17 protein-coding genes are annotated in these 18260 nt (G+C 69.8%); 5 read left to right on the top strand and 12 right to left on the bottom strand.

Going from position 1 to position 18260, the window contains the following annotated elements; genetic code table 11:
* Positions 1-50: 50 nt before the first annotated feature.
* Positions 51-989, top strand: coding sequence for a hypothetical protein (locus ACYVIP_RS20315; protein ID WP_460398581.1), 939 nt, complete (start codon positions 51-53; stop codon positions 987-989).
* Positions 990-1045: 56 nt separating this feature from the next.
* Here the strand turns inward: ACYVIP_RS20315 and ACYVIP_RS20310 are convergent, their stop codons facing one another.
* The 4 genes from ACYVIP_RS20310 to ACYVIP_RS20295 all read right to left on the bottom strand — a co-directional run bounded on the left by ACYVIP_RS20310 (position 1046) and on the right by ACYVIP_RS20295 (position 6323).
* Positions 1046-2209, bottom strand: coding sequence for a S8 family peptidase (locus ACYVIP_RS20310; RefSeq protein WP_460398579.1), 1164 nt, complete (start codon positions 2207-2209; stop codon positions 1046-1048).
* A gap of 426 nt (positions 2210-2635) precedes the next feature.
* On the bottom strand, positions 2636-3913 hold the full coding sequence (locus ACYVIP_RS20305; protein WP_460398577.1) for an MFS transporter: 1278 nt from the start codon (positions 3911-3913) through the stop codon (positions 2636-2638).
* Between the two features lie 38 nt (positions 3914-3951).
* Positions 3952-4842: a phosphotransferase gene (locus ACYVIP_RS20300; protein ID WP_460398575.1), complete on the bottom strand. Its 891-nt coding sequence runs from the start codon at positions 4840-4842 to the stop codon at positions 3952-3954.
* Between the two features lie 17 nt (positions 4843-4859).
* Positions 4860-6323, bottom strand: a complete 1464-nt coding sequence (locus tag ACYVIP_RS20295) for a helix-turn-helix domain-containing protein (protein ID WP_460398573.1) — start codon at positions 6321-6323, stop codon at positions 4860-4862.
* Positions 6324-6947: 624 nt separating this feature from the next.
* On the opposite strand from ACYVIP_RS20295, the gene ACYVIP_RS20290 reads away from it, so the two are divergent.
* The gene (locus ACYVIP_RS20290) at positions 6948-7178 is read left to right on the top strand and encodes a hypothetical protein (protein ID WP_460398571.1); all 231 of its coding nucleotides are present in this window, start codon (positions 6948-6950) and stop codon (positions 7176-7178) included.
* A 21-nt stretch (positions 7179-7199) separates the two neighbouring features.
* On the top strand, positions 7200-7436 hold the full coding sequence (locus ACYVIP_RS20285) for a hypothetical protein (RefSeq protein ID WP_460398569.1): 237 nt from the start codon (positions 7200-7202) through the stop codon (positions 7434-7436).
* Positions 7437-7512: 76 nt separating this feature from the next.
* Here the strand turns inward: ACYVIP_RS20285 and ACYVIP_RS20280 are convergent, their stop codons facing one another.
* From ACYVIP_RS20280 to ACYVIP_RS20245, 8 genes are all read right to left on the bottom strand, one after another.
* Complete coding sequence (locus ACYVIP_RS20280; protein WP_460398567.1) at positions 7513-8265, bottom strand: anti-sigma factor; 753 nt, start codon at positions 8263-8265, stop codon at positions 7513-7515.
* A complete protein-coding gene (sigK, locus tag ACYVIP_RS20275; protein WP_460398564.1) occupies positions 8262-8861 on the bottom strand; it encodes an ECF RNA polymerase sigma factor SigK in 600 nt (199 codons plus the stop codon). Before sigK ends, ACYVIP_RS20280 begins: the two co-directional genes overlap by 4 nt.
* The gene (locus ACYVIP_RS20270; protein ID WP_460398562.1) at positions 8854-10113 is read right to left on the bottom strand and encodes a class I SAM-dependent methyltransferase; all 1260 of its coding nucleotides are present in this window, start codon (positions 10111-10113) and stop codon (positions 8854-8856) included. The genes sigK and ACYVIP_RS20270 overlap by 8 nt, the downstream gene beginning before the upstream one ends.
* Positions 10110-10838, bottom strand: coding sequence for a DUF1365 domain-containing protein (locus ACYVIP_RS20265; protein WP_460398583.1), 729 nt, complete (start codon positions 10836-10838; stop codon positions 10110-10112). The genes ACYVIP_RS20270 and ACYVIP_RS20265 overlap by 4 nt, the downstream gene beginning before the upstream one ends.
* Positions 10832-12109, bottom strand: coding sequence for an NAD(P)/FAD-dependent oxidoreductase (locus ACYVIP_RS20260; RefSeq protein ID WP_460398560.1), 1278 nt, complete (start codon positions 12107-12109; stop codon positions 10832-10834). The genes ACYVIP_RS20265 and ACYVIP_RS20260 overlap by 7 nt, the downstream gene beginning before the upstream one ends.
* A 67-nt stretch (positions 12110-12176) precedes the next feature.
* On the bottom strand, positions 12177-13559 hold the full coding sequence (locus ACYVIP_RS20255) for a cryptochrome/photolyase family protein (RefSeq protein ID WP_460398558.1): 1383 nt from the start codon (positions 13557-13559) through the stop codon (positions 12177-12179).
* A gap of 6 nt (positions 13560-13565) precedes the next feature.
* On the bottom strand, positions 13566-14372 hold the full coding sequence (locus ACYVIP_RS20250) for a DUF1295 domain-containing protein (protein WP_460398556.1): 807 nt from the start codon (positions 14370-14372) through the stop codon (positions 13566-13568).
* Entirely contained in the window at positions 14365-15651 is a 1287-nt protein-coding gene (locus ACYVIP_RS20245) for a class I SAM-dependent methyltransferase (RefSeq protein WP_460398554.1), read from the bottom strand. The genes ACYVIP_RS20250 and ACYVIP_RS20245 overlap by 8 nt, the downstream gene beginning before the upstream one ends.
* A gap of 174 nt (positions 15652-15825) precedes the next feature.
* Between ACYVIP_RS20245 and ACYVIP_RS20240 the strand changes: the two genes are divergently transcribed.
* Together ACYVIP_RS20240 and ACYVIP_RS20235 are read left to right on the top strand one after the other, a co-directional pair.
* The gene (locus ACYVIP_RS20240; protein WP_460398552.1) at positions 15826-16482 is read left to right on the top strand and encodes a fasciclin domain-containing protein; all 657 of its coding nucleotides are present in this window, start codon (positions 15826-15828) and stop codon (positions 16480-16482) included.
* Between the two features lie 120 nt (positions 16483-16602).
* Positions 16603-18183 (top strand): molybdopterin-dependent oxidoreductase, encoded by a 1581-nt coding sequence (locus tag ACYVIP_RS20235; protein ID WP_460398550.1) that lies wholly within the window; start codon positions 16603-16605, stop codon positions 18181-18183.
* The last annotated feature ends 77 nt before the right edge of the window (positions 18184-18260 follow it).

The following is an 18260-nucleotide window of genomic DNA, read 5'->3' as shown; positions in this document are numbered from 1 at the left end:
ACACGATCAACACACCAAGATCTTCGGTGGATCCAGGTTCAACGTCCTGAATGAGGCATTCAGGGCAGTTGGCGCGGGTGTCCCACCTGGTGGGTGCGCTTGCACGTAGCGTGCTGGGCGCGTCACTATCGGTGGTGTCGGTGGAGATGGTCGGGTCGTTCCCGATGGTGCTGCGGGCGGCGATCAGCGCGAGCGGATTGCCCCTTGAACGGATCCAGTACCGGTTGCGGCTGCGCGACGTGCACGTCAGCGTCCCCACGCTCAGCAACTGGCAGTCCGGCAGGCGCACCCCCGAGCGTGTCGAGTCCCGCCGGGCGGTCGCCGAGTTGGAGCAGGTGTTGCGGCTGGCGCCGGGCACGCTGGTGACCCTGCTCGGCCCGCCGCGCCCGCGTGGCCGCACCGCCACCGCACCCGCGCGGCCGCTGGCCGCGACCTGGGGACCGACCGGTGCCCGCCTGCTGTCCACTCTGGACACGGCGGCCGATGCCCTGCTGTCGCGGCTCAGCCAGCACGACACGGTCGTGGTCGACGCGGCGGGCCGGGTCGTCAGCGTGCACACCCGGCACGTGTTCAGCGCCCTGCATGACGGTGCCACGCGGTGGATCGACGTCTGGCACCACGGTGCCGCGCCCGAGCCGGCGGTGGTCACCGGGCTGTGGCGGTGTCGCCTTGACCGGGCCAGGGTCGATCGGCGCGCCCGGCTCGCGGCGGCTGAACTCGTGCTGGACACCGCGCTGCCCCTCGGTTCGACCGCCGTCGCCGAGTACGTGGTGGCGTTCGGCGACTCCGGCGGCCCCGCCGGGCGGTTCTTCCGCCGGTTCTCATTGCCGGTGCGGGCCTACGTGCTGGAGATACGGTTCGCCTCGGCGACACCGGCGCGGTGTCGCCGAGGCGGTGCCGGGGACCTGCTGACCCCCAGCCGTTCCGGTGCGGTGACCGTGGTCGAGTCGGACGTGACCGGACTGGTCGACGTCTCCTGGGAGATGTGAAAGGCGGGTGGGCGGCCACCGCCCTGTCGGTGACCGCCCACCCCTGGTTCAGGTCCTTACGGACCCGTGTAGAGCAGCCGGTTCGGCGACCCGGAACCGGGGCTGCCGACCACGCCGCTGGTCGCCCTGCTCTCCAGCGTCTGCTCGACCTGCGCGGGGCTGGCCGAGGTGTTCGCCGACAGGTACAGCGCGGCGGCACCGGCCACGTGCGGCGCGGCGAAGGACGTGCCGTTGCCGGTGTAGGTCGCGGTGTTGCTGCTGTTCCACGCGGAGGTGATGTTCGACCCGGGGGCGAACAGGTCGAGCACGCTGCCGTAGTTGGAGTAGGACGCCCGCGCGTCGGTGCTCGTGGTCGCGCCGACGGTGAGCGCCTCCTGCACGCGTGCCGGGGAGGTCGAGGACGCGTTGGTGTTCGAGTTGCCGGCGGCCACCACCCAGGTGACCCCGGCGGAGACCGAACCGCGGACCGCGTTGTCGATCGTGGTCGACGCGCCACCGCCGAGGCTGGCGTTGGCGACCGCGGGCCGGCGGGCGTTCTGCGTGATCCAGTTGATGCCCGCGACCACCTGCGCGGTCGTGCCGCTGCCCTGGCTGTTCAACACCCGCACCGGATAGACCGACGCGCCCTTCGCCACGCCGTACTGCGACCCGGCGATCGTGCCCGCCACGTGGGTGCCGTGCCCGTAGCCGTCGTCGGCGTTGGTGTCGTTGTCCACGAAGTCGTATCCCTGCCGGACCCGGCCGCCGAACGTCTGGTGCGCCGCCCGCACCCCGGTGTCCAGCACGTACACGTTCACGTTCGACGCCGTGGTGCTGTACTCGTAGCGGGAGTTGAGGGGCAGTGCGCGCTGGTCGACGCGGTCCAGGCCCCACGACGGCGGATTGGTCTGCACCTCGGCGACCGAGATCGTCCGGTTCTGCTCCACGTACCGCACCGCGGGGTCCGCGGCCAGGCGCTTGGCCTGCCGCTCGCTCAGCTCGACCGAGAACCCGTTCAGGGTCGGGTACTCGAAGCCGACGCGGCCACCGAACCGGTCGGCCAGACCGTGTGCCCGCACGTCCGCGGTCGGCTCGAGCACGACGATGTAGCTGTCCGGCACCGCGTTCGCCGCGCCGGCGGCGACGATCGTGCCCTCCTCGGCCCCCGCGGGTGCCGCGAAGGTGGCGAACGCCGTCGCGGCGGCGGCCACGACGACGCTGACTCTCGTGAATTTCGACATGGTCTTCCTGTTCCCTCACGTGGTCTCCGAGCACGGTTTCGTGCTCCTGCCACCAAGTTAGGAAGATCAGCGCGGCGGCGGCCAGAGGCTGCTGTTTACACTGGGGGACGGCGTTTTCGGTTGCCAGTTGCCGGACTGACCCGTCCCGTTCACCGATTCCCCGCGCGCACCAGCGGCGGTTTTCCTACCCGAAATACGCCGGTTACGCGGATTGAACTGTGCCGAAACACCTGCGATCCGCAGTGCTCGGCGTGGTCTCCCACGCCATGAGATGGCTAGCGTGCGTGGCTGGTAGGCGTCCTCGTGCCGCAGCAGCGGGCGCAGGTGCGACGCGATCTATCGTGATCCGGCGCAGCGGTGGACCGTCGAGTCGCTTGGTGCGCAGGCTGGTCTGGTACGGCTCGGAGTACGCGTTCGGCACCGCGTTCAAGCGCGAGTACGGCGTGTCTCCCGGCCGCTACCACCGCCAGGAGTGTCCGGCTCGGTCGTAGGCAGCTGTCGCATCCTGACCAGTGGGGACGCGATCAGCCACCCGGCGGACAGCAGCACTCCCGCCGCGGCGATCCACAGAGTCGGCCTGAGCCCGACAAACGTGGCCACCGTGCCGGCCAGCGTGCTGCCGAGCGTGGCGGCGCCCCAGAACAGGAAGCTCACCGTGGCGTTCATGCGACCGAGCAGTTCGTTGGGGCACAACGACTGCTGCACACTCGCCTGCATGATGGTGAAGAAGGTGATGCCGACGGAGGTGCCGAACAGTGCGGCCAGGTACCACGCCAGGCCCCATCCCGGACTGGTCAACGGGAACAGCAACTGGAAACAGCCGGTCGCCACGGCGGATGTCCACAGCAGTCGAGCGGCACCGACGCGGTCGGCGATTCCGCGTGCCAGGATCGCGGCCGGAAGAGCGCCGACGATCCCCAAACTGCTCAACAGCCCGATAACCCCGGCGGACAGACCGACCTCCCGCACCAGGAACACGATCACGATGGCCAGATGGGCGGACTGAAACAACCCGAGCGTCGCGCTGCCGATGCTCGTGGCCCGCAGGATCGGATGCCTGAAGACGAACCGGACCCCCTCGACGATTTCTCTGCGCATGGAGCGGTCGGTGGCACGTCTGGGCTCGGGCTCGGTGGTGCGAATGGATCGCAGCCAGGCGGCCGACCACAGGAAGGTGACCGCGTTCACCAGAATCGCGGCCGGCGCGGTGAACCACTGGACCATGGCGCCGGACAGACTGGGGGCCGCGACCCCCGCGACAGACATGTTGGCACGCAGTTTCGCGTTACCGTCGACGAGTTTGTCCGTGCTCACCAGCCGCGGCAGGTACGACTGATGGGCCACGTCGAAGAACACCGTCAGCATCCCGGTGAGGAACACCGCCACGAACACGTGCGCCATGGTCAGCGCACTGAACGCGGCCGCCAGCGGAATGGACCCGAGCGCGATCGCCCGCCCAAGATCGGCGACGACCATGACCGGCCGGTTGCGCCGTCGATCACACCACGCGCCGGCCTGCAGACCGAGCAGCAGGAACGCCACGGTCTGCATCGTCCGCACCATGGACACCTCGAACGCCGAGGCATGCAAGGTCAGCACGGCCAACAGCGGTAAGGCCAGCGCGCTGACCCTGGTCCCGATCTGACTCAGCGCGTCGGCCACCCAGAATCGCCGGAAGTCCTTGTGGGCAAATAATCCCCGCACCCGTCAATCATGCCGCAACGGCCGGGACCGTCGTGCGGTTAGGAGATCGCGTGCCAGCGGACGGACCGGTCGCCGGAGCGCAGCGAGTCCACTCGTCGGGTGAGTTCCTGGGCGGCAGCGGGTTTGGTTGGTGCGAGGCGGATGTAGGAGGCCAGTGAGTGCAGTTCGGCGATGTCGCGGAGCAGGGTCCAGGCCGGCCAGCGAGTCAGGTCGTAGCCATAGGCGGTGAGAAACGCCGTGCGGTCGGCTGCTGGTTCGTGGAAATGGTCGGGTAGACCGGCGAGAAGGTCCAGCTCGCGGGGGCCGAGGCAGGTCTGGTCCCAGTCGATCAGCACCCAGCCGTCGTCCTGGCGGACGAGGTTCTCGCTGTGGGCGTCGGCATGGATGAGGCCAACACCGAGCGGGAACGTTGTCTGGGTGAACGTTTCGAGCATGACGGCGACTCGGTTGTCGAGCCACGCTCGGGTGGTGTCGGCGAGGGCCGGCTCGTTGCGGCGCGTATCGAGGTCAATGGCTTCGCGAAGGCGGTGCAGGGGACGGTATCGGGGCATCGGGAACGGTGGCGGCGGCAGTTGGTGAAGCCGCCGCAACAGCGTCGCCAGGTGCTCGAAGGTCGGCGGTGCGGTCGTCGGCCGGTAGCGCCAGAACGTGGCGACCGCTGATTCCGTGACGACCGGCTGATCTCCCGGGAGCGGTGCCAAGGCGACTGGATCCGGCAGCGAGGACAGCCAGCGAGTCACGCCGATCACTGTGGCCGCGCGCTCCCGCCGCAGGTCGGTCGCCGGCGACAGCCGGGCGACGACCTGGTCCCGGGGAAGCGCGTAGACCGCGTTGGACCGGTGGTGCAGTAGTCGTGCGTCGGCGTCATCCAGGCCGAACGCGCGACACGCGGCCGAGAGCGCCTCCAGCCCGGGAAGGTCCTCCAGCATGCGGTGATCTTCGGCGGTCAGGCGGCCGACGCCAGCGCGTCCCGGATTCGCTGGCGCAGGTCAGCAACCGCGGAATCGTCGCCAAACGGGGCCGCCGCGTCCGCGAGTACCGCGAGCCGGGCGTAGGCCCGTTGGGAGGACAGGGTGCCGATCTCGGTCACCGCCTCATATCCGGTCGCAACGGCCGTTTCGAGTTCGCCGACGTAGAAGTAGCTGCCCGCCAAGCCGGGCAGGTTGACCGCACGCGAGCGCGCGTAAGCCGACCCGAAACCGTCCACCGCGACTCGCAGGTGTTCGACAGCCGACGGCGCATAGCTGGGATCGGCCTGGGCCAGGAGGTAGTAGGAGTGTCCGTGCTGGGCAGCGATCTCGGCCAGGGTCACGTTCGCCGCCCATGGCGGTGCGGTGGCGGGGTCGGCGTCGACATAGGACTGCTGGGCGTCACCGAGCGCACGCCAACACTGTTCAGCGTTGCCGAGTGCGGCGTGGCACCAAGCGAGGGTCGCCGCGATATAGCTCCGGGTGCTGGCGCTGACCGGGTACCGACCGGTCGTCGCTGCCGACGCCGCGAGTTGCACCAGACGCAGCGCTTCGTCCGGGCGGCGTAGGTGCAACGCCTGGTGTGCGAGGTCGAGCAGCAGGATCACCGTCAGGTCCGCGCTGAGCGGGTGGTCGGCGCGGCGTGCGGTGTCCAGCGCGATCATCCACAGCCGGCGGGCAGCCTCGTTCTGCTCCACGTCGTAGGTCATCCACGCGGCGGCCATCGCGAGATCAGCCGTCGCGAGCAGCAGTTGAGCGCGAACCTGATCATCGCATCGCGCGTTCTGGAGCTTGAGCACGTACCCGAGCTGCGCGACCGCCGCCGCCCGGGACAAGCCACCTCCGTGCCGGTAGTCGGACTGGCGGAACGCCTGCGTGGTCTCCTGGATCGCCGCCACGTCGGAGGCACCGATCCGGAGTGGCGGGGACGGATCACTACGGACCGGCAGGAGCGCCTCGAGCCGTTCCAGTTCGGGATGGACACCGGCGCCGAGGGCGATGGCGGCGACCGCGCCGAAGAAGTCCCTGCGATCCACCCAACTCACCTCCTGGCTGCGCACGCTACCGGCAGGTGAGGAGCGGAAGCCCAACAGCGACGCCGGAACCCCCAGCGCCGCCGCGATACGGGCGACGACCGCGACGTCGCGGATCTGGTGCTCGCCGCGCTCGACGGCGGAGACGCGCGGCTGGTGTAGTCCGACGAGGAACCCGAGTTCCTCCTGGGTGAGCTTGGCCTGGAGTCGAACAGCGCGGAAGACCGTGCCGAAGTCGTACTTGGCGAGGGCGGAGCGCAGGGACGGAGCGTCGTAGAAGCCGTCCGGAACTGGGCACCGACCGGACCAACGTGCCGTGCGTGCGCACGGGTCGCACAGCACGCCCAGGTGCCCTCGACGCAGTGAGCACCCGCATGCGCGGCAGTGGTATCCCGAATCGCCGGTCATCGTCCCTTCCATGCCGTTATCGGATGGCTCCTCACCGTAGCGTTCGCTGGCTACTGGTGGATTACCGCCTCGTGATCAGACCGCGTTGTCGGGTCAGCGTTGATCACCAGCCCGAGTGGGTCTAGACCGACTCGGTCTTTTCGGAGGTGTGGAGGCCGGAGGCGGCTGGCGCGACGGTTGGCGCGTGCGTTCCCAGGACAAGGCAGCGATGATGGAGAACCAGCGGGTGAGCGGGCGTGGGTAATCCAGCTCCGCGTTGGCCTCTGTTTCCTCGTCGGGTGGTCCGTGGACTGTTGACCCGCAGCAGGTCGGCCTCAAACACCGCGGCGGTAATCGATGGGACCGGGTGCGGCTTCCGGGTCGCCTGCACGTCTGCGTCGCGCAGTCCGCACTGGTGTGGGTGTTGCGTAACACGCCTGGCCACCACGTCAAGGCGGTGTTGTGGTGCGCATGCGGCGCGGTGACCTTCCCCGGCCTCGGCGGTCGCTGGATCTCCCGGAACGTGCGGCGTGCCGGACTTGACGCCATTCCTACCTGGCACCGCGAACTCGGCCAACTAGATCGCTTGTACCAGGCGCAGGCGAACCGTTGACAAACACTGAATCTGAATCACTGGAGAATGCTATGGACATCCGGACTTTCACTCTGGAAACCATCGATGACTGCGCGGACAGTGTCTACGCTGTCGGTATGTCGATCACTCGCCCTTCCGGCGAGCAGGAAGTTGTCACCTTCCGCCGTGATCCTGCCTCCGGGCTGGCAACGATAACGAACACCACGACCCCGGAGAGGGCCTTGGCTCAGTTCGAACGCATCACCCCGATGCGACTCCTGTGGACCGACGACCGGAACTAGGACGACCAGGGTTTTGTCGCGATGCCAAAACTGAACCGCGCCCGCATCCGAAGCTGGTTAGAAGACCACAACTGGACAGTCCGCCGCCTCGCCAAAGAATGTAGCAGTGTAGGCGAGGACATCTTCCCCGAAGGAACGATGCGGAACGTGGTCAACGGTATCGACCCGATGCGGCCGGGTCGAATAAAGGTCATCTGCAAGGTGACAGCCCGCTACGGTGATGGCATCCCGTACGAGCAACTCATCGCGGAAACCTGAATCAGGACAACCAGCCAATCAACGTGCAGTGCCGCGTGTCAGGCCCAGCCGTGCACGAGTAAACGCACGGGACACACTAGCTCAGGTCGAACTCCATGATGGGGGTGGTGGTCGGCTGGTCGGATCCGCCGTCCGGTTCTAGCGTGATGGCGAGCTGGTTGACGGCTTGGAGGTCGTCGACCGACAGGCTGGCGCGGCCGTGGTCGGGGTTGACCAGGCCAGCGGGTCGGACGTCGTTGCCGATGGTCCAGGCCTGGTAGTCGCGGCCGTCCGGGGCGTCGGGGAGTTGTTCGGCGAGCAGCAGCGCGCGGTCCGCGCTTCGGGACGCCAGCACGGTCATCTGGGCCCCGGACGGGTCACCTTCCTTGGTCATCTGCACATCGCCGGCGCGCAGGATCTCGGTCATCGCCTCGATCTGGTTGGCGGTGTCCTCATTGGACTCTCGCTCGCTGGCCAGCATGACGCCCAGGGCGACGGTGACGACGAGGAGCACGGCGGCCGCGGCGACGGACAGGCTGGTGGCCACGCGTGTCCACCGTGGACGGATCGGCAGTGGCACCGGATCGGTGCGCGGGACCGGGGAGTCACCTGGCAGTTGGCGAACCTCCCGGATGCGGGCGAGTACGGACGCGCGCAGCTCCGGTGGCGGCACCGCGGCGGCGGCGAGTCCGAGCCGGGTGGTGGTTTCGCGGAACTCCAGCACCTCCTGCGCGCACGCCTCGCAGTCGGTGAGGTGGCGCTCGAACTCCGCGCGCTCGTCGTCGGTCACCGCGTCCAGCACGTAGGCGCCGGTGAGCGTGTGCACCTCGGCGGTTGGCCGGCTGTTCATGCCGATACCCCCAGACAGTCGCGCAGGCGGATCAGGCCGTCCCGCAGGCGGGTCTTGATGGTGCCCAGCGGCGTCCCGAGCAGTTCGCCGACGTCGCGGGACGTGCGGCCGCCGTAGTAGGTCAGCATGACGGACTCGCGTTGCAGTTCGGTGAGCGTGGCCAGACAGCGACGCACCTGCTCCTGCTCCAACCGGATGGTGACCTGTTCGGCCACCTCGTCGTATGGCCGGACGGTGTCGCGGTAGCCGGCGCGGTGTTCGCGGTCGGCGGCCGCCTGTTCGGAGCGCACCCGGTCCACCGCCCGGCGGTGTGCGAGGGTGAGCGCGAAGGTCTGCACGCTGCCACGTTCGGGGGCATAGCGCGTCGCGGTGCGCCACAGTTCCACCATGACGTCCTGGGCCACCTCCTCGGACTGCGCCGGGTCGCGGACGACACGGCGGATGAGGCCGTAGACCGGACCGGACAGCTGGTCGTACAGCCGTTCGAACGCGCTCTCGTCGCCGCGGCCTACCTGTCGCATCAGGGTCGTGACGTCCACGTCGTCCGGTCCGGCACCACCCCGAATGTCCGGGGTGGTGCCGGTTTCGTCAACCATGGTCGCCTGCTTTCGTCAGTCCGAACTGCCACACGTCGAGGTACCCCGAGCGGAACCCGGCTTCGCAGTAGGCGAGGTAGAAGTCCCACATCCGGCGGAACATCGGGTCGAAGCCCGCCGCGGCGACGGTGTCCCAGCCGGCCAGGAAACGGTCGCGCCACTGGTGCAGGGTGCGTGCGTAGTGCTGGCCGAGGCCGTGCCGTTCGGTGATCCGCAGCCCGGCGGCGGCCGCGTGCTCGCGTACGGCGGGCACGGAAAGCAGCTGGCCGCCGGGAAAGACGTACTTGTGGATCCAGGTGTGCGAGCGGCGGGTGGCCAGCATCCGGTCGTGCGGCATGGTGATGGCCTGCAGCCCCGCCAGTCCACCCGGGCGCAGCAGGCGGCTGATGGTGGCGAAGTAGTCCGGCCAGTACTCGTCCCCGACCGCCTCGATCATCTCCACGGACACCACCGCGTCGTAGCTGCCGTTGGCCTCGCGGTAGTCGCGCAGCAGCACCTGGACCCGGTCGGCCACGCCGGCCTCGGCGATGCGCTGTTCGGCCAGCACCTGCTGTTCGCGGGAGATGGTCATGGTCGTCACCCGGGCGCCGCGCCGGGCCGCGCGGATCGCGAGCGCGCCCCAACCGGTGCCGATCTCCAGCACCCGGGTGCCGGCGGTGACGCCAGCGAGGTCCAGGACGGCGTCGATCTTGCGCAGCTGCGCGGCGTACAGGTCGTCCGAGCCGGGGGCGAACCACGCCGAGGAGTAGGTCATGGACGGATCGAGGAACACCTCGAACAGCGTGTTGGACAGGTCGTAGTGCCGGTGGATGTTGGCGCGGGCACCCGCGATGGTGCCGCGCTCGGCGTCCGGGCGGGCCGCGTCCACGAAGCGGCGCAGGACCTGCAGGGGTTTCGGGATGAGCGCGGCCATGCGCGCGGCGAACGGGGTGAGCAGGCCGGCGGGGTCGGTGCTGGTCCAGTCGCCTGCCATGTAGGCCTCGCCGAAGCCGATCTTGGCGTCGAGCCCGAGCCGGTGGAAGAAGGTTCGCGGCCGGATCAGCCGCATCACCGGCGCGTCGGCGCCGCCGGCGCCGACGCGTTCCCCGCCGGGGAACACCACGCGCACCGGCAGCGGTCCGGCGGCATGCCGGAACAGTCGTTCGGCCAGCCAGGCGCGGGTGGGCGCGGTGTGCAGCTGGCTGAGGCCCGGCCCGGTCACCTCGGCGCGGTGCGGCCGGATCGTGTCATGTCTGTTGTGGACTGTCGTCATCGGACATCTTCCTGGGGAACGTGGGGTGGCCGGCGGGTGATCGGGACCCGGCGCAACCACATGGCGATGCCGTGCCGGCGGATCAGCGCGCTGGTCCACAGGGTGACCAGCGGTCGGTGCAGTACGGCACGGACCAGTGCCCGCCGGGTGGCGGGCGTGCGGCGGCCGCGCAGCGTGGCCACCAGCGGGGTCCGGTCGTGCTGTCGCAGTGCGACGGTGAGTGCCAGGCGCTGATCCGGTTGTGGCAGGCGCATGTGGTACTCGCCGCCCATCCGCTGGAACGGCGACACGTAGAACCGCTTGGCCGTGGTGGCCTGGCCGGTCTCGTCTGGACGCAGCAGGTAGCAGTGCCGCTGACCGTGGGTGTTGTGCACCTCGGCGACCACGCAGGCGAGCGCGTCGTCCTCGTGGTGGCACCAGTACACGGTGATCGGGTTGAACACGTGTCCGAGCACCCTGGCGTTGGTGAGCATCAGCACGCGTCCGCCAGCCGACGACACGCCGCGCGCGGTCAGCCAGGCGTCCACGTTCTGCCGGATCGTCCGTCGCGGGTCGCCGAGGTGGTCCCTGGCGGCGAACCCGGCGAAGGGCCGCAGCCACCACGGCAACCGGGGCAGGTGGTCCAGGTCGACCAGCCACAGGTAGGTGCGGTGCCGGAAGATGCGGGCCGGTCGCTCGGTGCGGATGTGGGTGACCTCCGCGTGGTAGATGGCGGCGGTCACCAGGGGACTCCGAACGCGGCGGCGGCACGGACACCGGCGACACAGCCGTCCTCGTGGAAGCCCCAGCCGTGGTAGGCGCCGGCGAACGCGGTCCGCCGGTCGGTCAGCTCCGGCAGACGGCGTTGCGCGGCCACCGAGTCCTTTGTGTACACCGGGTGCTGGTAGCTCATCCTGGCCAGCACGGCCGATGCCGGGATCTGCTCGGTGGCGTTGAGCGTCACCAGGTAGTCCGCCGGCTCGGCGAGCCGTTGCAGCCGGTTGAGGTGGTAGCTGACCACGGCCGGGCCGGTGTCGTCGTGACAGGTGCGCTTGAGGTAGTTCCACGAGGCGCGGGCGCGCGGCGCGCGGGGGAGGACCGAGGCGTCGGTGTGCAGCCAGGTCTCGTTGGTCGAGTAGCCGAACGCGCCGAGGACCTGCTCCTCGGCGGCGGTCGGCCGGTCAAGCAGTCGCAGTGCCTGGTCGGGATGGGTGGCCACGACGACCCGGTCGACCTGGTGGGTCTCGTCGGCCTCGTCGCGGACCACGACGCCGCCGGACCACCGCTCGACCGCGCGCACCGGGGTGTTGACGTGCACCGAGGACAGGGACTTCGCCGCTCGGTCCACATAGGTCCGGGAGCCGCCGGTGACGGTCCGCCACCTCGGCGATCCGGTGACCGACAACAGGCCGTGGTTGTCCAGAAAGGTGAACAGGTACCGCGCGGGGTAGTCCAGGCCGAGCTGTTCGCCGGCCGACCACACGGCCGACACCACGGGCAGCACGAAATGGTGGCGGAAGTACGCGGAGAACCCGTTGGCGGCCAGGAACTCGCCCAGCGTCGGGTCGAGGTCGGCCGGCGCGGCCAGCAGGCGGCGCGCGAGCCGGTGGAACCGGGGCACGTCGGGGAGCATGCGCAGGTAGCGCGGCCGGCGAAGGTGCGCCGCCGTCGGGAACAGTCCCGGCAGGCCCCTGGCGCCCGCGTACTCCAGGCCGCAGCCGTCGCAGCGCACGCTCATCGACATCTCGGTGTCCTGGGTGGCCACGCCGAGCTCACCGAACAGCCGGATCAGGTTCGGGTAGGTGCGTTCGTTGTGCACGATGAACCCGGTGTCGAGCGTCACCGTGTCGCCGTCCGAAGTCGACACGTCGTGGGTGTCGGCGTGGCCGCCGAGCCTCGGCGCGGCCTCGAACAGGAGCACGTCGTAACGGCGTTGCAGCAGGTAGGCGGCGGTCAGCCCGGCGACACCGGCACCGACGACCGCGACCCGCTCCCGGGTGGTCTCTGTTCCTCGCACACTGGGTATTCGAGGCCGCGCCGGTCGAAGATTGCTGCCAATCCACGGAATCGAACATCTGGTTGACTCACCGGTTGGCGCGGGCGTTCTTGACCACGTCGTAGCGGGCGAGCGCGTCCCGGCGTTCCTGGTCGTGGTCGACGACCGGCCGAGGGTAGGCCGCGCCGTCGGTGAGGTGGCTGCGCCACGGCTGGTGGGCGTGTTTGCCGGGGACGTCGGCCAGCTCCGGGATGTAGGCCCGGACGTAGGCACCGTCGGGATCGAAGCGCTCTCCCTGGGTGGTCGGGTTGAACACCCGGAAGTAGGGCGCGGCGTCGGTGCCGCTGCCGGCGACCCACTGCCAGCCGTGCTGGTTGGACGCGAGATCCCCGTCGACGAGCAGCCGCATGAAGTGCCGGGCGCCCCACTGCCACGGCAGGTGCAGGTCCTTGACCAGAAAGGAGGCGGTGATCATGCGGACCCGGTTGTGCATCCAGCCTTCCGCGCGGAGCTGGCGCATGCCGGCGTCGACGATCGGGAACCCGGTCCGCCCGTCCTGCCACGCGGCGAACAGCCGCTTGGCCTCGGCGCCGGACTCGGTCGGCAGCGCGTCGAAGGCGCGAACGTAGTTGTGGTGCGCGGAATCCGGTCGCCGGTCGAGGACATCGGCGTAGAACTCGCGCCACGCGATCTCCTTGGCGAACGCGTCACCGTCCACACCGGACCGCGCGAGGTCGGCGAGCACGGTTCGCGGGTGGAGGCACCCGAACTTCAGGTACGGCGACAACCGGGACGTGCCGGCGAGGTCGGGGCGGTTGCGGGCGCTGGCGTAGGACTCGACCCCGTCGTCCAGGAACTCCCGCCACCGCCGGAGCGCGGCGTCCTCACCCGGCTCCGGCAGTCCGGCGACCGCGGCCGGCTCGGGGATCGCCACCGCGTCCTGGTCGAGGTCACCGGGGTCGAGCCAGCGCACGGTGGTCGCGTCGGTGCTGGCCGGCGGACGCCAGCCGTGGGCGGCCCACGCCCGGTAGAACGGGGTGTACACCTGGAACCGGCCGCCGTCGGCGGTGCGCACCCGCCCCGGCGCCACCGCGTAGGGCGAGCCGGCGCGGACCAGTTCCGTGTCCTGCTCGGCCAGCGCCTGGTCGACGCGCGCGTCGCGGTCCTTGCCGTAGGGGCCGAAGTCGGCGGCGACGTGCACCGTCCGCGCGCCCACCGCGCCGGCGACGCGGGGGATCACCGTCTCCGGGTCGCCGCGTACGACCAGCAACCGACCGGCCAGCGCGGTGTCCAGCGCGCGCAGGCAGCCGTACAGGAACTCCCGTCGCGCGGCACCCGCCGGCTCGACCAGCGGCGGATCGAGTACGAACACGGCCACCGCCCGGTCCGCCGCGTCCACAGCGGACAGGAACGTCGGCTGGTCCCGCACGCGCAGGTCACGCCGGAACCACACGACAGTGGTACTCACCACGTCAGCCTAGGACGCCGGGTGTCGTGGCGCTGGTCGAGCGCGTGGCGGCAGCGGCAGGAATCCACTGGTGCGGCGGACGTAGTCGGCGTAGCCGGGCCGGGAGCTGGTGAGGTGTTTCTCGGTCAGGGGTTTGCCGGTTCCCCTGGCCAGGACGAAGGTCATCACGATCGGTGCGACCACGGTGGCCGCGCCGATCCAGGTGCCGCACGCGAGCAGGTAGAGGCCCCACCAGACGGTGGCGTCGCCGAAGTAGTTGGGGTGGCGGGTGTAGCGCCACAGCCCCTGGTCCAGCACCCGCGCACGGTTGGCCGGTTGGCTGGTGAACCGGCGCAGCTGCCAGTCGCCGACCGTTTCGAACACCAGCCCGACCAGCCACACGATCCCACCGAGCCACAACAGCCAGGCCGGCGCGCCCGCGCCGTACTGCGCGGCCTGGACCGGCAGGGACACCAGCAGCATGATCGCGCCCTGGGTGAGGTAGACCAGCTTGAACAGGTGCAGGTTCGGATTGCCCCGCGCTCTGGCGCGGATGTCGACGTACCGGCGGTCCTCCGGCCTGCCGTGGTTGCGCAGTCCGATGTGGAGGCTGAGCCGCACTCCCCAGGCCACGGTGAGCGCGGTGACCACCGCGCTCGTCGCCGGGTCGCCAGTGGACAGTACGAACGTGGTGATCGCGATGAGCGCGAACCCCAGGCCCCAGGCGATGTCGATGAGGTCGTGCCGTCCACGTCGGACCGACACGGCGAACACGACGCCGAGCAGCACGGCGACCACGCCCGCGCTGGCGGCCAGGTTGACCAGGATCTCACCCATGCGACACCCGGTCTTCGGCCGGGCGCACCGCGGGCATCCCACTGTGGCCGTCGGCGGTGGTCCGCACCGCGAGGATCTGGTCGACACCCATCCGGTTCTCCTCGAACGCCAGTGCGCCGCCCGCGAGGTAGAGCCGCCACACGCGGGCCCGCTCGTGACCGATCAACGCCACCACGTCAGGCCATTGTTCCTCCAGTGTGGACGCCCACGCTCGGCAGGTGCGCACGTAGTGCTCGCGCAGGGCGGCCACGTCGCGGATCTCGAACCCGGCCCGGTGAAGGTGGTTGAGGGTGTCGCCGACCGGGCGCATGGTCATGTCCGGCGCGATGTAGGTCTCGATGAACGCGCCACCGCCTGGCGCGCCGCCGCCGCGGGACATCTGTTGCAACAGCAGCCTGCCCTGGGGTGCGAGCAGCCGGTACAGCATGCCGGCGTAGCGCGGGTAGTTCCGTTCGCCGACGTGCTCGCCCATCTCGATCGAGGCCACCGCGTCGAAGGGTGGGCGGTCGAACTGCCGGTAGTCGGCCTGGTGGACCTCGACCGTGCCGTCCAGGTCGGCCGTGGCCACGCGGGCCCGCACGTGATCGCGCTGCTGGCGCGACAGGGTGATCCCGGTGGCGTGCACGCCGTAGTGCGTGGCCGCGTGCATGATCAGCGAACCCCAGCCGCAGCCGACGTCGAGCAGTCGCATGCCGGGTCGCAGGTCCAGCTTGCGGCAGATGAGATCGAGCTTGTCGGTCTGCGCGTCGAGCAGGGTGTACTCGGGGGTGAGAGCGGTCCAGTAGCCGCAGGAGTAGGCCATGTGCGGGTCGAGCAGCAGTTGGTAGAACTCGTTGGACAGGTCGTAGTGGTGCGCGATCGCGGCCCGGTCCCGCCGGTGGGTGTGCAGCCGGCCCGACAGTCGTGACTCGGCCAGGGGAGGGGCCGGCCGCGGGCCGATCGCGCCGGTGGTGACGAGCAGTCGGATCAGCTCGAGCCGCTGGGCCGGCGTCGGGCGGGCCGCCTGGTGGCGGACCAGGCGCAGTCCCTCGGTCAGGTCGCCATCGACGTCCAGGTCGCCGCTCACATAGGCGCGGGCGAGACCGAGCTCGTCCGGCCGCCACAACAGGTGTCGCAACGCCCGCCGGGACCTCAGGACCACGCACGGCCCGTCCTCGGCGCCGGCCCGGCTGCCGTCCCAGGCCCGCAGGCCAACCGGGAACGGAGCGACGGTCACTCGTTCCACGAAGTCAACCAGCCGGCCAGCCACGCCTGTCGACACCACTGTGCTCCCCACCATCGTCGTCGAAAAAACGCTGTTCACTCGCGTATTCGGAGCCGAGCCCGCCGGAGATTGGTCGTAATTGGAACCAATCTTTCGGCTTCGGGGCACCGAATAACCCGTAGAGAGCGCCCCGACGGCGCCACCGAAGTTTTCAGATGTCGAACATTCACGAATGGGAGATCATTGATCATGAAGAACGGCATTCGCCACAGTGTCCTCGCGGTAGGCGTCGCCGCCTTCGCGTTCCTGGGTGCCTGTAGCAGCGATGACGGTGGCGGCAACGAGCCCGCCGCGCCCGCGCCGACCAGCGAGACCACGGAGTCCAGTGCGGACACCGGCATGGCTGACCCGGCCGCCAACCTGGTCGGCTCCGGCTGTGCCGCGTACGCCGAGCAGAACCCGGACGGCGCGGGCTCGGTGGAGGGCATGGCACAGGACCCGGTCGCGGTCGCCGCGAGCAACAACCCGATGCTCAAGACGCTCGTCCAGGCGGTGTCCGGCCAGCTGAACCCGGAGGTCGACCTGGTCGACACGCTCAACGGTGACGAGTTCACCGTGTTCGCCCCGATCGACGACGCCTTCGCCAAGATCGACCCGGCGACGATCGAGACCCTGAAGACCGACTCGGAGCTGTTGAGCAGCATTCTGACCTACCACGTCGTGCCCGGCCAGATCGCGCCGGACGCGATCGTCGGCGAGCACCCCACGGTGCAGACCGGGACGGTCGAGGTCACCGGTTCTGGCGACGAGCTGAAGGTCAATGACGCCAACGTGGTCTGTGGTGGCGTGACCACCGCCAACGCCACCGTGTACCTGATCGACTCGGTGCTCATGCCGCCTGCGTGAGTCACCGGACAGGCGCCGCCGGGGTCCCTCGAGGGGGGACTCCGGCGGCTTTTCCGTTGTCTGCCAGCGATCTCGTGCTCGACGACCAAGCCTTTCGCCTGCCGGCAACGAATAACAGACATGGTTGACGCGCTGAACGACGAATCCCGCCCGGTCGACGAACCCGCGCCGCTGACCCGGCGGGTGGCGAGCCTGGTCGGGGTGCTGGCGGTGACCGCCGCGTTGGCGGTGAGCCATCTGGTCGCCGGGCTCACCGATCCGGACGCCTCGCCGTTCGTCGCGGTCGGCAACAGCGTCCGGGACCTCACCCCGCCCGCGATCACCGAGTTCGCCATCAGCGAGATCGGCGACGCGAAGAAACCGCTGCTGTTCGGGGGGATCGCGGTCGTGCTGGTGGTCGTCGGCACGATCGCCGGGCTGCTGTCGCGCCGCCGCGCCCTGCCGGGCATGGTGCTGGCCGCGATCGTCGGCGTCGTCGGCCTGCTCGCCGTGCTTGATCAGTACAATGTGGACACCATCGGCCTGCTGGCGCCGGTGTCGAGTGTGCTCGCCGGGGTCGGTACTTTTGGCTGGCTGCACCGCATCGCCACCCGGCGCGCGACGACCGGTGAAACATCGACCGCCTCCCGCCGCCGGTTCCTGTTGGTGTCGGGCGGGGTGGCCGTCGGCGCCGGGGTGTTCGGTGGTGTCGGACAGTTGCTGGCCGGCCGGGTCGACGTCGAGGCGTCCCGCGCGGGCATCGGTGCCCTGACGCCCCAGTCGCCCGCGCCGCCGATCCCCGGCGGAGCCGACTTCGCGTCCTTCGGCACACCCCGGTTCCTCACCGCCAACCGCGACTTCTACCGGGTGGACACCGCGCTGGTCAGCGTGCCGCGAGTCCGGGCAGAGGACTGGGCGTTGCGCATCCACGGCCTGGTCGACGAGCAGAAGACGTTCAGCTTCAACGACATCCGGCAACGCCCGCTCGTCGAACGCACCATCACCATGACCTGTGTGTCCAATCAGGTCGGTGGCGGCTACATCTCCACCGCGAACTTCGTCGGCGTCCCGCTGCGGGACCTGCTCGACGAGGCCGGCGTGCGGTCCGGGTCGGACCAGTTGTTCTCCACCAGCGCCGACGGCTGGACCGCTGGCACCCCGGTGGACGCGGTGATGGATCGCGACCGGGGCGCGTTGCTGGCGATCGGCATGAACGGCGAGCCGTTGCCGACCGAGCACGGCTTCCCCGCCAGGATGGTCGTCCCCGGCCTGTACGGCTTCGTGTCCGCCACGAAGTGGGTCGTGGACATGGAGCTGACCACCTTCGACGCCAAGCAGTCCTACTGGCTGAAACGAGACTGGGCGCAGAAGGCGCCGATCAAGACCCAGTCCCGCATCGACTCGCCGCGCAGCTTCGCCACCGTCCAACCAGGACCGGTCGACATCGCCGGCATCGCCTGGGCCCAACACGTCGGCATCGACAAGGTCGAGGTCCGCGTGGACAAAGGCGAATGGCGCCCGGCGATCCTCGCCGACGAGGTGAACGACCAGACCTGGCGGATGTGGCGCAGCCAGATCCACCTCGGTCCGGGCACCCACACCGCCGAGGTCCGGGCCACCGACCGCACCGGCAGGACCCAGTCCGCGGACCGCGTCGCCCCGATTCCCGACGGCGCCACCGGCTGGCACTCCCGTCAGTTCACCGTCAGCCAGCCCACATAGATCGTGGCCGTCCCGAAAGCCCTGAATGCCTCATTCGGGACGTTCAACCTGGATCCACCGATGATCTTTGTGGGTGA

This window comes from Actinophytocola sediminis (genome assembly GCF_054779715.1).
Note: the sequence above shows the minus strand (reverse complement) of the source record. Positions and strands in the feature narration are given on the sequence as shown.

Coding starts and splice junctions, on each gene's coding strand:
- ACYVIP_RS20250 (WP_460398556.1), bottom strand. CDS start 14,372: ATGGGTGAGATCCTGGTCAACCTGGCCGCCAGCGCGGGCGTGGTCGCC.
- ACYVIP_RS20280 (WP_460398567.1), bottom strand. CDS start 8,265: ATGAACAGCCGGCCAACCGCCGAGGTGCACACGCTCACCGGCGCCTAC.
- ACYVIP_RS20310 (WP_460398579.1), bottom strand. CDS start 2,209: ATGTCGAAATTCACGAGAGTCAGCGTCGTCGTGGCCGCCGCCGCGACG.
- ACYVIP_RS20290 (WP_460398571.1), top strand. CDS start 6,948: ATGGACATCCGGACTTTCACTCTGGAAACCATCGATGACTGCGCGGAC.
- ACYVIP_RS20270 (WP_460398562.1), bottom strand. CDS start 10,113: ATGACGACAGTCCACAACAGACATGACACGATCCGGCCGCACCGCGCC.
- ACYVIP_RS20295 (WP_460398573.1), bottom strand. CDS start 6,323: ATGACCGGCGATTCGGGATACCACTGCCGCGCATGCGGGTGCTCACTG.
- ACYVIP_RS20245 (WP_460398554.1), bottom strand. CDS start 15,651: ATGGTGGGGAGCACAGTGGTGTCGACAGGCGTGGCTGGCCGGCTGGTT.
- ACYVIP_RS20300 (WP_460398575.1), bottom strand. CDS start 4,842: ATGCTGGAGGACCTTCCCGGGCTGGAGGCGCTCTCGGCCGCGTGTCGC.
- ACYVIP_RS20235 (WP_460398550.1), top strand. CDS start 16,603: ATGGTTGACGCGCTGAACGACGAATCCCGCCCGGTCGACGAACCCGCG.
- sigK (WP_460398564.1), bottom strand. CDS start 8,861: ATGGTTGACGAAACCGGCACCACCCCGGACATTCGGGGTGGTGCCGGA.
- ACYVIP_RS20240 (WP_460398552.1), top strand. CDS start 15,826: ATGAAGAACGGCATTCGCCACAGTGTCCTCGCGGTAGGCGTCGCCGCC.
- ACYVIP_RS20315 (WP_460398581.1), top strand. CDS start 51: ATGAGGCATTCAGGGCAGTTGGCGCGGGTGTCCCACCTGGTGGGTGCG.
- ACYVIP_RS20285 (WP_460398569.1), top strand. CDS start 7,200: ATGCCAAAACTGAACCGCGCCCGCATCCGAAGCTGGTTAGAAGACCAC.